The 12,399-nt window shown below is 70.8% G+C and carries 9 protein-coding genes and 1 pseudogene; 3 read left to right on the forward strand and 7 right to left on the reverse strand.

The window, feature by feature from the left end:
- Nucleotides 1-154: 154 nt before the first annotated feature.
- Nucleotides 155-622: a GAF domain-containing protein gene (locus tag ACWD4G_RS45335; RefSeq protein ID WP_451304560.1), complete on the reverse strand. Its 468-nt coding sequence runs from the start codon at nucleotides 620-622 to the stop codon at nucleotides 155-157.
- A gap of 207 nt (nucleotides 623-829) precedes the next feature.
- Here ACWD4G_RS45335 and ACWD4G_RS45340 point away from each other — a divergent pair, with 207 nt between their 5' ends.
- Complete coding sequence (locus tag ACWD4G_RS45340) at nucleotides 830-3,070, forward strand: glycoside hydrolase family 36 protein (RefSeq protein WP_451304562.1); 2,241 nt, start codon at nucleotides 830-832, stop codon at nucleotides 3,068-3,070.
- Between the two features lie 128 nt (nucleotides 3,071-3,198).
- Here ACWD4G_RS45340 and ACWD4G_RS45345 read toward each other — a convergent pair whose 3' ends face one another.
- A complete protein-coding gene (locus ACWD4G_RS45345; RefSeq protein WP_451304564.1) occupies nucleotides 3,199-4,395 on the reverse strand; it encodes an RNA-guided endonuclease InsQ/TnpB family protein in 1,197 nt (398 codons plus the stop codon).
- Nucleotides 4,396-4,438: 43 nt separating this feature from the next.
- Between ACWD4G_RS45345 and ACWD4G_RS45350 the strand changes: the two are divergent.
- Nucleotides 4,439-4,906, forward strand: a pseudogene (locus ACWD4G_RS45350) (M4 family metallopeptidase); the annotation flags it as partial.
- Between the two features lie 56 nt (nucleotides 4,907-4,962).
- Here the strand turns inward: ACWD4G_RS45350 and ACWD4G_RS45355 are convergent.
- The 5 genes from ACWD4G_RS45355 to ACWD4G_RS45375 form a co-directional block, all read right to left on the reverse strand.
- Entirely contained in the window at nucleotides 4,963-6,228 is a 1,266-nt protein-coding gene (locus tag ACWD4G_RS45355) for a cytochrome P450 family protein (RefSeq protein ID WP_451304566.1), read from the reverse strand.
- Nucleotides 6,229-6,343: 115 nt separating this feature from the next.
- A complete protein-coding gene (locus tag ACWD4G_RS45360) occupies nucleotides 6,344-6,823 on the reverse strand; it encodes a hypothetical protein (protein WP_451304568.1) in 480 nt (159 codons plus the stop codon).
- Between the two features lie 179 nt (nucleotides 6,824-7,002).
- Entirely contained in the window at nucleotides 7,003-7,830 is an 828-nt protein-coding gene (locus ACWD4G_RS45365; RefSeq protein ID WP_451304570.1) for a TIGR03943 family putative permease subunit, read from the reverse strand.
- Complete coding sequence (locus tag ACWD4G_RS45370; RefSeq protein WP_451304572.1) at nucleotides 7,827-8,939, reverse strand: permease; 1,113 nt, start codon at nucleotides 8,937-8,939, stop codon at nucleotides 7,827-7,829. The genes ACWD4G_RS45365 and ACWD4G_RS45370 overlap by 4 nt, the downstream gene beginning before the upstream one ends.
- A gap of 59 nt (nucleotides 8,940-8,998) precedes the next feature.
- The gene (locus ACWD4G_RS45375) at nucleotides 8,999-9,412 is read right to left on the reverse strand and encodes an SsgA family sporulation/cell division regulator (protein WP_451304574.1); all 414 of its coding nucleotides are present in this window, start codon (nucleotides 9,410-9,412) and stop codon (nucleotides 8,999-9,001) included.
- Nucleotides 9,413-9,649: 237 nt separating this feature from the next.
- Here ACWD4G_RS45375 and ACWD4G_RS45380 point away from each other — a divergent pair, with 237 nt between their 5' ends.
- On the forward strand, nucleotides 9,650-11,965 hold the full coding sequence (locus ACWD4G_RS45380; RefSeq protein ID WP_451304576.1) for a sigma-70 family RNA polymerase sigma factor: 2,316 nt from the start codon (nucleotides 9,650-9,652) through the stop codon (nucleotides 11,963-11,965).
- Nucleotides 11,966-12,399 lie beyond the last annotated feature (434 nt).

Below are 12,399 nucleotides of genomic sequence, written 5' to 3' on the forward strand. Positions count from 1 at the left end.
CGCCCGCGGTGGGGGCACCTCCCGCTCGAACGAAGCTGAGAGTGGGGGAGAAGCCGAGCGTGGGGGAGGGTGGGCGCAGCGGCACCCTGTCAGCGCCGGTAAGCGTGACCCCGGCCCGGCCCGCTCCCACGCCGGGTGCCCGGTGGTGTCACGTTCAGATGATCGCCAGCACCGTCGTCGCGTCCGCGCTGTACTTCGCTATGTCGGCCGGCGTGAAGTCGCGCTGCTCGGGGAAGCCGAGGCCGACCACGGCCAGGAGCCTGGTGTCGTCCTCGGGGTCGAAGACGGGGAGGGTGAGGGAGCCCTTGGAGCCGGCGGCACGCCCGCCCCGTACGGCCACTCCCGTCGTATCGGACTGGAAGTCGGAGATGGCCACCGCCTCGCGGCGCTGGGCCGCGGTGCCTGCCATGCCCTTGCCGAGGGGGATCGTGGCGGTGCCGTTGCGCACGGAGGGCGGCAGGTTGTGCGAGGCCACCAGCACGATCTCGCCCTCGTCCGCAGGCTCGGAGAGATGGACGGAGCCGACGAAACCGCCGTTGCGCTCGACGAACTCGGTGAGCCATGCCTCGACTTCGGGGCGGGCGTTCTTCAGGACGGTCTCACTCAGGGCGTCGGCGTTCATGTGCGGGGTGGCTCCTCGTGCTGTGGTGCGTCAGATGTTCCGTGGACGTCATCAGTACCCCAAACACTTGAACGTTCATACACTCATCCCGTAGACATCCTGTGATGATCACGGCACCACGCGCAGCAGGGGAAAAGGCGGCTCACAGCTTGCCGTGAACACTTGGGGGATTCGGAACATCGGCGCACCTTCGACTCGGGGGAACGTATGTCGCAGCACGACGACCGGCAGTGGACCGACTCGTTTCCGTGGAGCCTCGCCTACCGCTGGGGGCATTCCGGGCTGGCCCTCGACTTCGATCTGAGTGACGACACACCCCGGCTGGTGCGCGTACGGCGCCCCGAGGAGTCACAGGAGTCGGAGGAGGAGAAGGAGGGGGTCGGGGCGTCGTTGCCGTTGGCCGATGTCGTGGTGCTCGGTGATGGCACCGGGTGGTCGGGGCCCCGGTTCTCGGGGACCGCGCTCGGGCAGCGGTTGAGATATCGGGCGCACCGTTCCGCCTTCGAGGAGGGGTGGCATCGGCTGACGTTCGAGTTGCGGGAGAGAGGTCGTGAGGGGGAGGGGGCGGAGGGGGGTGCGGCGTCGGGGGTGACCGTTTTCGTTGAGTTCGCCTCGCCCGATGGGGTTTCCGTGGTGCGGTCCCGGGTTCGGGTGCGGAATGACGGGGGTGCGCCGGTCACCTTGCGGTCGGTGCGGAGTCTGCTGGTCGGGGGGCTGCCCGCCGCCGAGGAGTTGGTGGTGGCGCGGGCTCGCAACGACTGGTGTGCCGAGTGCCGTTGGTATGAGGAGCCGTTGGGTGGGGCCGTGCCCGATATCCATCGGGCGTTGCACGGGCATGGGGGGCGTGCCGGGATACGGCTTGCCGGGAGCGGTAGTTGGCCGACCGATGGGCATCTGGCGATGGGCGCGCTGCGGCATCGTAAGGATGGGCGTGGCTGGGTGTGGCAGATCGAGTCGGCGTCGAGTTGGGTGTGGGAGGTCGGGCCGTCGGGGGCGGGCACGTGTCTGGCGCTCGGTGGGCCCACCTATGACGAGCATCAGTGGCGTGAGGTTCTGGAGCCGGGTGAGGAGTTCGCGAGCGAGTGGGTCGCGCTCGCCCTCGGTACGGGCTTCGAGGGGGCGTTGGCCGAGCTGACCTCGTACCGGCGGGTGCTGCGGCGGCCGCATGGGGATCATGAGCGGCTGCCGGTCGTCTTCAACGATTACATGAATACGTTGATGGGTGACCCGACGACAGAGAAGCTGCTGCCTCTGATCGACGCGGCGGCCGAGGTCGGGGCCGAGTACTTCTGTGTCGACGCCGGTTGGTACGACGACGGGGACGCGGAGGGTGAGCAGGCGCTCTGGAGGAACACCGTCGGGGGGTGGTGGGACAGCGTCGGGGAGTGGGTGCCGTCGGCCCGGCGGTTCCCCGGTGGGGAGGACGGTGTCGGTGGTCTCCGGGTCGTCCTCGACCGGATTCGCGAGCGGGGGATGGTGCCGGGGCTGTGGCTGGAGCCCGAGGTGGTGGGGGTGCGCAGTCCGCTGGCGCGTGAGCTGCCGGACGAGGCGTTCCTCCGGTACGCCGACGGAAGCCGGGTGAGCGAACAGGACCGCCATCAGCTGGACCTGACCCATCCGGCGGCCCGGGCACATCTCGACAAGACGGTCGACCGGATCGTCGGCGAGTGGGGCGTCGGCTATCTCAAGCTCGACTACAACATCACCACCACCGCGCCGGGCCACCTCGCCCACTCCCGCGCCTGGCTCGCCTGGCTGTCGTCCGTACTCGACCGCCACCCCGAGTTGGTCATCGAGAACTGCGCTTCGGGGGGCATGCGCATGGACGGCGCGTCCCTGGCACTCGTCCAACTCCAGTCCACATCCGATCAGCAGGACCACCTGCGCTACCCGCCGATCGCCGCCTCCGCCCCCACCGCCGTTCCCCCCGAGCAGTCAGCCGCCTGGGCCTGTCCCCAACCGACGTTCAGCGACGCGGAGATCGCCTACACGTTGGGGACAGCGCTGTTGGGGCGCGTTCATCTCTCCGGGCATCTGGATGGGATGACGGATCGTCAGCGGGGGTTGGTGCGAAGTGCGTTGGACACGTACAAGGAGATCCGCGGCGACCTGAGCGTCTCGGTCCCCTTCTGGCCGCTGGGCCTACCCGGTTGGACGGACGAGTGGATCGCCCTGGGGCTCCGGCCATCGGTCGTCGAGGGAGAGGGGCCCACCTATGTGACGGTCTGGCGTCGGGGTGGTGGTGACGTCGAACGGCTCGTTCCGGTACCGCACTTGGGGGTGGGGGACGGCGACGTCCGTGGCCGTGGAGTACGGGTGGAGGTGCTGCACACGACGGCGGACGGGGCTGACGGCGCGGCCGAGTGGGAGGGTGCGGGGCTACGGGTGCGCCTGCCGGCAGCTCCGGGGGTCCTGGTGCTTAGGCTCACACCGACCCCAGCCGTGTAAGCCAGCCCTCGCGCCCGAAAGGGCGCAGACGATTCTTAAATCTGTCCGTGATCAGTGGTCGTGCGATCGCCTTCCCCCGGAGACATGGGAGACAGTTGGCTTCCTCGCCCTCGTGAACGAGGAGATTCCTACGGCTCGCGCCGTGGGGTTTTCTGCTTCACCGCCGACTGCCCGCCCGGAGTTCTCCGTTGAGGTCTTACACCAGCTCCACAGACTGTCACCGCCAGCCCGGCGGCCAGAAGGTTCTTCGCCGCGTTCACGTCCCGGTCATGGGACGCACTGCAGCTGCCGCACGTCCAGGTTCGGACGCCCAGCGGCATCTCCGGCTGGAGGGTGCCGCAGTGGGAGCACAGCTTGGACGAGGGGAAGAAGCGGTCCACCACGACCACTTCCCGTCCGTACCAGTCGGCCTTGTACTCCAGCATGCTTCGGAACTGAGACCACGCGGCATCACTGATGGCGCGGGCCAGGCTCCGGTTCCTGACCAGGTTGCGTACGGTCAGATCCTCGATCACGAGCGTTTGGTTCTCACGCACGAGTCGAGTCGTCAGTTTTTGCAGCACATCCCGCCTGCGATCGGCGATCCGGGCGTGGATCTTCGCAACCTTCGCCCGGGCCTTGCGCCGGTTGGCGCCATCGCCCTTGGCCTTGCGGGACAGTTCCCGCTGAGCCTTCGCCAGCTTGCATCGGTCCCCGCGCTCGTGCCGGGGGTTGGCGACCTTCTCCCCGGTGGAGAGGGTCAGCAGGTGATCCAGGCCGACATCGATACCGACCGCCGTATCGGCGGCCGCGAGCGGATGCACCGATGGGTCCTCGCACAGCAGGGAGACGAACCAGCGTCCCGCGCCATCCCGACTGACGGTCACCGTGGTCGGTGTGGCCCCGTCGGGCAGGGGACGCGACCAGACGATATCGAGCGGGCTGGCCATCTTCGCCAGCATCAGGCGGCCGTCGCGGAAGCGGAACGCCGAGGAGGTGTACTCCGCGCTCGCGCGGGACTTCTTCTTCGCCTTGAAGCGCGGGTACTTGGCGCGTCTGGCGAAGAAGTTCGCGAAGGCGGTCTGCAGATGCCGCAGTGCCTGCTGCAGCGGGACGGAGGAGACGTCATTGAGGTAGGCCAGTTCCTGGGTCTTCTTCCACGCCGTCAGCATGGCCGAGGTCTGGTTGTAGTTGACCCGCTCCAGCCGCGCCCATGCCTCGGTGCGGGCCGCGAGCGCCATGTTGTAGACCTTCCGCACGCATCCGAACGTGCGCGACAGCTCGGCTGCCTGCGCATCGGTCGGATAGAAGCGGTACTTGAACGCCCGCTTCACGTGGGTGGACATGCCTCACAAACTATTACATCAGTTTGTGAGGCACAATTACTGGATGGTGGAATTCCATGCCGCGAACTCCTCCGATCCCGCTGACTGGTTGGTCGGGGAGAAGATCGTGCGGTCCGGGTTCGGGCGGTCCGCGCTGCGGTACATGGACCGGCCCTCCCGGGACGGCGTCTCGGTCGACTGCTGGAGTCCGTCGGTCGGGGAGCTGGACGTCCACTACTCGTCGGGCGTCGCCAACCACTTCGCGTATCTGCTGGCCGAGGGCAGCGGCACGAAGACCATCGGCGGCGTCCAGCACACCGGCACGACCTGCGACGGCTCCACGATCACCGGCATCGGCAAGGAGAAGCTCGGTGCCATCTGGTACCGGGCTCTGACGGTGTACATGACCTCGTCGACGGACTACGCGGGGGCCCGTACGGCGACCCTCGACGCGGCACGGGACCTGTACGGCGCGGACAGCGTCGAGTACGCCACGGTGGCCGCCACCTGGAGCGCGGTCTCGGTGGGTTAGGGGTCGGTGGGTCAGGGGTCGGTGGGCCGACCGCGCCGGCAGGGGGCGTCGCGGAGTTACAAGCGCACGGGGAGTGCCGTCAGATGCCAGTTGACCGGGTTGGTGCCGCGCCTCAGATGCTGGGGATCGGTGGCGAGCCGCAGGTCGGGGGCGCGGCCGAGCAGGGCGGTCAGGGCGATGGCGGTCTCCTCGTGGGCGAGGTGTGCGCCGAGGCAGCGGTGGGCGCCGTGGCCGAAGCCGAGGTGGTGTTCCCGGCTGTGGCGGGTGCGGGTGATGTCGAGGCGGTCGGGTTCGGTGAAGGCGGCCGGGTCGCGGTTGGCCGCGGACACGATCGGGAGGACGGCTTCCCCGGCCCTCACGGGGGTGCCGCCGAGGGTGGTGTCGCGGAGGGCGTAGCGGGGCAGCGCGCGTACGACGGGGCCGCAGTAGCGCATGAGTTCGTCGACGGCGTGCGGCATGAGGGTGGGGTCCTCGCGCAGCAGGGCGAGTTGGCCGGGGTGGGTGAGAAGGGCCGCGGTGCCGTTGGCGATGAGGTTGACGGTGGTGATGTGCCCGGCGACGACGAGGTTGGCGATGAGGACGACCAGTTCCTCCGTGCTCAGCCGGTCGTGGTGGCGCGGGTCGAGCAGGTCGGAGACGAGGTCGTCCCCGGGGTGGGTGGTGTGGTGGTCGACCAGGGCGATCGCGTCCTCGACCATGCCCGCGAGCGCGTCACCGAGTTCGTCGCCGCAGACACCGGCGACCAGGGTGGCGCTGCGGGCCCGCCAGCGGTCACGGTCGGCCTCGGGGACGGCGATGAGTTCGCAGATGACGGTGATGGGCAGGGGCCTGGCGAAGTGCTCGACGAGGTCGACCACGCCGTCTTCGGCGTGGTCCGGCAGACGGTCGAGCAGCCGGCCGGCGATGGCCTCGATCCGGGGGCGCAGGGCGGCCACCCGGCCCGGGGAGAACGCGGCGCTGACCCGGCCGCGCAGTCGGCGGTGGTCGGGGCCGTCCGCGTCGAAGATCCCGGCGCGCAGATACTTCTCGTACCCCCGGTACATGCCGCGGGCCCGCCAGGTCTGCTCGGTGCGGTGGGCCACCGGTGCGCCGGGGACGGCCGTGGCGTCGATGGTGAAGCGGGAGTCGCTCATGACGGTACGGATGTCGTCGTGGCGGGTGGCCACCCACATCGGGTCGACACCGGGGACGCGCCCGCGCACCATCCGCTCGCGTTCCCGGATGGGCGCGTAGGAGGTGAAGGGGTCCGCGACCAGCGCCGGATCGGTCAGGTCCAGAGGCTCGTCGCCGGCGTCGGCGGTGACGGGGTCCCGTGTGCTCATTTCAGTCATCTCCCCACAAAATTACGGCTCTTACGGAAGAGTCGCGTGTGGGTGGCGTCCTGCGGGACTCTTGGGTACCAATCCACCCGGACGAGTGGAAACACCCCGACCGGGTTCAGGGGTGCGGCTGTGCGTGGGCCGTCTGCCAGTGGTCCGTGAGGACGCGGACCTTCCGGTCGAAGTTCCGGTCGAGGAAGGACGACGGGGCGTGGAGGGTCGTACGGCGCCCGTCCGTCGTGCGGACGACGAGGTGGCGTACGCCCAGGACGCGGCGGACTTCGAGGTCGCGGATGTCGCGCCAGGGGACCCTGCGGCGGCCGGCGCCGATCAGCAGGGCGTCCTCGGTGAGGGTGACTCGGCCGTCGGGGAACAGGAACGGGACGACGATGGCGGCGGTCAGGGCCGCCCCCAGCCACTGGCGGAATTCACCGCCGGTCATCGGGTCGTCCGTGAAGGACAGGCCCACATGCAGAACCGTCAGGGCGAGTGCTCCGGCCAGCAGGATGAGCAGGGCCGGCCGGAGTCGGCCGGGTGTGAAGACGATCCCGGGCTCGGTGGAGCGGCGTCTCGGGGCGGGAGAGGGGCTCGGCGGCATGGTGGCTCCTCGGGTCAGAGCTTGTGTCATATTCCCAGTCGGATCAGCGCGCGGCGTCATGGGGGTGCCCCCGCGCGAGGTTGTTCGAGCGTGGGGGAGGAGCTACTAGGGCGTTTCGGCAACGCCGCGAGCGTGCGTGCCAGGCGTCGCGCGCCCGACCGGGGATATGACACAAGCTCTCAGCCGGCGGGGAGGGGCAGGGCGTCCGTGTAGCCGTTCGACGGGCGGGGGATCTGCCGCACGGTGTGGGCGTCCAGGGCCACTTGGGCGGTGTTCGTGCCCAGGGTGCCCTGCTCGTGCCAGGTGCCGGTGAGCGTGACCCAGGTGTCGGCGGGCGGGGGCGCGATGCCGTGGACGCGTACCTTCACGAACTGGGCGTCCGCCGCGCAGCAGGTGAAGATCGTCCGGGTCAGGTACCAGTCGGTGTCGCCGCCGTCGCCGTTGTCGGTTTCGCCGTCGTTGTCGGTGGCGCCCTTCGGATTCTCCGGGGTCACGTAGCCCGTCATCTGGATCAGGCGGCCCTCGATGGCCCGTTCGCGGTCCTGCCGCACTCGGGTCGTGAAGTCGGTGAGGGTCATCGGGAGGGGGGACGTCCCGGGGAGCGGGTCGAACTCGTCCTGGGACTTGACCTCCACCGCCTTGGTGGGTTCCTGGGAGGCCGTGTACGCGCCGATGGCCGGCGGGGCGTAGAAGAGGAGGCTCACCGCGGGGAGGAAGAGCAGCCAGGCGACCCGGGGCGGCGTGGAGTGGACATGCCCGTGGACATGCCCGTGGTCGGGGTCCGGGTCGAGGTCGGGATTGGGGGTGGCCTTCCCGGCTGTCGCGTTCGGTCTCCACAGGGACCATGCCTCCGCCGCGCCCAGGGCGAGCAGTACGGCGCCGGAGGCGATCAGCAGGGGGCGCATGCCCGGCTTGACGTAGGTCAGATAGAGGTCGGTGAGGAGGGTGGCGTGGAGGAGGCCGACGCCGCTGAGGAGGAGCAGTAGGGACTGCAGGGGGCGTTTCACAGCAGTACGGCTCCGATCAGGACGCTGCACAGGACGGCGACGACGGTGGTGGCGGCGGAGAAGCGGAGCGCGAACGCGCGGCCGAAGGTGCCCGTCTGGAGGGCTATCAGCTTCAGGTCGACCATCGGGCCGACCACCATGAACGCCAGCCTCGCGGTCGGCGAGAAGCCGCTGAGGGAGGCGGCCACGAAGGCGTCGGCCTCGGAGCAGACGGAGAGGAGGATGGCGAGCGCGGCGAGGAAGAGGACGGAGAGCCAGGGGGAGTCGGCGACGGTGTCCAGGACCGAGCGCGGTACCGCCACGTTGAAGGTCGCGGCGGCCATCGCGCCCACGACCAGGAAGCCGCCGGCGTGCAGGAAGTCGTGCTGGAAGCCCTGCCGGAACTCCGTCCAGCGGCTGTGCCCCGGCTGGTGACCGGTGTGCCGTACGGAGGGTTTGAGCCACTTCTCCTTGCCCAGCCAGAGCCACAGCCAGCCCATCGCGGCGGCCGTGACGAGGGAGGCGAGGAGGCGGGCCAGGACCATCTCGGGGCTGCCGGGGAAGGCGACCGCCGTGGCCGTCAGGACGATCGGGTTGATGGCGGGGGCGGAGAGGAGGAACGCGAAGGCCGCGGCCGGGTTCACGCCCCTGCGGATCAGGCTGCCCGCGACGGGTACGGACGCGCACTCGCAGCCGGGGAGTACGACGCCCGCGGCGCCCGCCACCGGGACGGCCAGCGCGGGCTTGCGGGGCAGTACACGGTTGAACACCTCGGCCGGTACGAACGCGTTGATGGCACCGGACAGTGCCGTGCCCAGCAGCAGGAACGGCAGCGCCTGCACGGTGATCGACAGACACACCGTCCGCCAGGCGTCCATCGCCGGGTCGCTCAGCCACCGGCCGACGAGGAACAGCGCGGCACCGGGCACGAGCGCCGCTCCGACCAGCAGCAACGGCCAGTGCCGGGGCCAGTTGCCGTCGGGGTCGGGGCCTGCGTCGGGGGTGACCGTGGTGACGGTGGCGATCTCCGCGTCGGCCTCGGTCACGGCATCGGCATCGGCCGCGGGTGCGGGTGCGGGTGCGGGTGCGGCCACGGCGGTGTCCCCGGCCGGTGCGTCTGTCTTCTGCATGCCTACTCCGAACACTCGGACGATCGAATCGAACATAGCGGGCGCCGCGGCGGGTTGGTTCAGACGCCTCCCAGGAGGGAGGTGAGACCCGCTTCGAGGAGCGGGCCGAGGTCCTCGCCGCCGGATTCCACGACGGCGTACGACCGGCGCAGAAAGCGGCGGAGGGAGGCCGTGTCGAAGCGGATCATGGCCATGCCGTACGGGGCGTGGAGTTCGACGACGGTGTGCAGGGGGCCGCACGGCCACAGATGTACGTCGCCGATGCCGGCGGGGGTGGTCAGCCCCTCGGCGAGCAGTGCGCGGGCGAAGGTCCAGGTGACGCCCGTGTCGTCCATCGAGGCGGAGGCCGGGAAGTCGATGTGGACGGCGTACGGGTCGGCGGATGTGTAGCGCAGGGTGGCGCGTACGGGCAGTTCCTCGTAGTCGGGGGTGACCAGGCGGGCCCGGGTGGGCTGTTCGAGGGTGCGGCTCATGGTCGGTCTCCGGTTTCGGCGGGTTGGGAACGAAAGGTCACGCGGGCATTTCGGGTGCGCGGCCGGGCGGTTGGGCCGGCCGCACCCCCTCGACCGCCCCAAGGGCCCCGGTATTACGCCGTTTTCGAAGTAACCCGCTGTGACGTGTATCACCTTGCGTGATTGCTTGAGATTTTTGTCATCCCTACATACAAAATCATGCTCGTCCCATCAGCAGGTGAAGAGAGCGTTCCTGCCATGACCCACGGCACCGAAGGCACCGACGGCCACGACGCCATGCCGGCCATCCCCGCCCAGGGGTCCGGGCCCGGACGTCCCCTGTCCGCGTCCGCCACCGCGGCGTACACCCGGATCTACGAGGAACAGCATCCACGCCTCGTCGCGTACGCGCGTTCCCTCACCAGGAACTCCTGGACCGCGGAAGACCTGGTGGCCGAGGCGCACTTCCGGGTGTGGCGGCGGCTGTCCGCGGGGCACGAGATCGAGAACGTACCGGCGTATCTGATGACGACGGTCCGGCATCTCGCGGCGGCCGTCGGTACGACCTCCGCGCGGGAGACGCCGCAGGATCTGACGACCGTCGAACGCATCGAATCGGGCGCGGGCGGCGGTATCGGTATCGGTGTGGGTATCGGTGTCGGCGGGGGCCGTTCGGCGGGTGATCCGTCCGATCCCGCCGAACAGGTCTCCTCCGTCGATCTGTTGGTGCGGGTGCTGGGGCAGTTGCCCGAGCGGTGGGTGCAGGCGCTGTGGCTCGCGGAGGCCGAGGGGCAGCCCCTGGAGACGGTCGGGGAGCGCATCGGCGCCAAGCAGGGTGCTACGGCTGTGCTGTTGCACCGGGCACGGGAGGGGATGCGGCAGGCGTTTCTGCGGGAGCAGCCGGGGGCGCCGATCGATCCGGCGTGCCAGGTGCGGTGGGGGCGGATGCCGGCGTATGTCCGGGGGACCGCGACTCCTCGGCAGTCCGAGCAACTGCTCAGCCACGTCGACGAGTGCGAGGACTGCCGGGCCCGGCTCGCCGTCCTGATGCGCACGAACGACCGCCTGCCCGCGTTCGTGGGACCGGCGTTGTTGGTTTTCGTGGTCGGCGGCGGCGCGGGGAAGTTGCTGGCGTCGTTGACGGGGGCGGCCGGGGCGGCCGGCGCCGCCGGGGCTGCGGGGGTGTCGGGGGCGGCTGGAGCCGCTGGGGCCGCTGGGGCCGGCAGTGCGGCTGGAGCCGCTGGTGGTGGCGGTGCGGCTGGAGCCGCTGGTGCGGCCGGGACGGCGGGTGCGGGTACTGGGACGGCGGGGACTGCTGTCGGGACGGCGGGTGCCGGTGCCGGGACGGCGGGGGCTGCGAGCGGGGCCTCGGGGGCCGTTGTCGGCTCGGCGGGGGCCGTCGGTGGGCACGGTGGGGGGCAGTTGCTGCACGCGGTGCGGCAGATGGCTTCCGGTGGGGCGAAGGTCAAGCCGGGGACCGCGGCGGTCAGTGCGACCGTGGCCGCGGCCGCCGTCGCGGCCGGCATCGTGTTCGGTTCGCTCGATCCGGCGATGGTTCCGCCGCAGCGGACGCCGGTGGCGGAGGCTCCGGCGCCTCGGCTGCCGGAGACGCCGGCCGCCGATGTGGCCGAGCACCGGGGGGCCAGGACGGACGGGAAGGCGGTGCCGCGTCAGGTCGGGCCGGGGGGTACGGACACCGGGCCGGTGTCACCGACCGAGGTCGGAGGCGGCGACGGCGACAGCGACTCCGTCGTGATTCGGGCGAGGGCCGAGGACGGCAACGAGGGCGAGGGCGGCGAGGGTTCCGGTTCCGTCGAGTCGCCGACGGTCGAGGTCCCGGCGGACGGGGACACCACACCGCCGGACGAGACGACGCCGCAGGACGACACCACGCCCGAGGAGAACACTCCGCCCAAGGAGGAGATCCCACCGTACGAGCCACCGCCGGACAGCACGTCACCGGGGAACGGGCATGAGGAGGAGCCGGGGGCCCAGACGCCGGGCGGCGAGGAGCCGGGTACGGGAGCGCCGGGGGGCGACGGGCCGGGTACGGGAGCGCCGGGGGGCGAGGACCCGGGTGGGGAAGAGCCCGGAGCCGAGCAGCCCGGTGGAGAACAGCCGGGAGTTGAGGAACCGGGTACGGAACAGCCGGGGGGCGAGCAGCCCGACGGTGGTTACCCGGGGGTCGAGGAGCCGGGTACGGAGACGCCGGGCGGGGAGAACCCTGACACCGGGTATCCGGAGGCGGAGGAGCCGGGGGCCGAGACGCCGGGGGCCGAGACGCCCGGGGGTGACAGCCCCGGGGAGGAGACGCCCGGGACCGAGACACCGGGCGTTGAAACCCCCGGGAACGAAACGCCGGGCGGCGACAGCCCTGAGACGGAAACACCAGGCGGCGAGACACCGGGGACCGAGGCACCGGGTACGGAACAGCCGGGGGGCGAGGCACCGGGCGGCGAAACTCCGGGGGCTGAAACGCCCGCTCCCGAGGAGCCGTCGGTTCCGGGGCCCGAGGAGCCGGGGCCCGCTGAGCCGCCGGTGCCGCAGCCCGAGACGCCTGGGGGCGATTGCTGAACGGTGAGCCAGGGCGGCCACTCAGGCCGGGCCGGGGTGGCCGCGCGGCGCGAACCGGGGCGGTCGCTCAGGTCGTTGTGGACGGTCGGCGGCAGGACCAGCGTCTTCGCCGCCCCCGGCCCCACACCCGCCCGACCTCACTACGGCACACCCAACTCCACCGCCGTACACCCGCGTCCAGCCGCACCACCGCACGCACAACCCAGCCGCCCCGCACCCGCGCCACCACACGCCCCCACCGCCGTGCGGCGACAGCCTTGGGCTCGCCTCGGCACCCGTACGGCCTCCACACCACCCCGTAAGGCCACCGCGCCCCTCGCGCAGTCCCGTGGGCGCGCCCGGGGGGTGCTTCTATCTGTTCGGTCAAGGTCTGTGGGTTTGGTCAGGCTGTTTGTTCGTGCCCGGGCTGGTAGAGGGTGCGGTGCTTGAGCATG

The organism is Streptomyces sp. NPDC002643 (assembly GCF_053592555.1).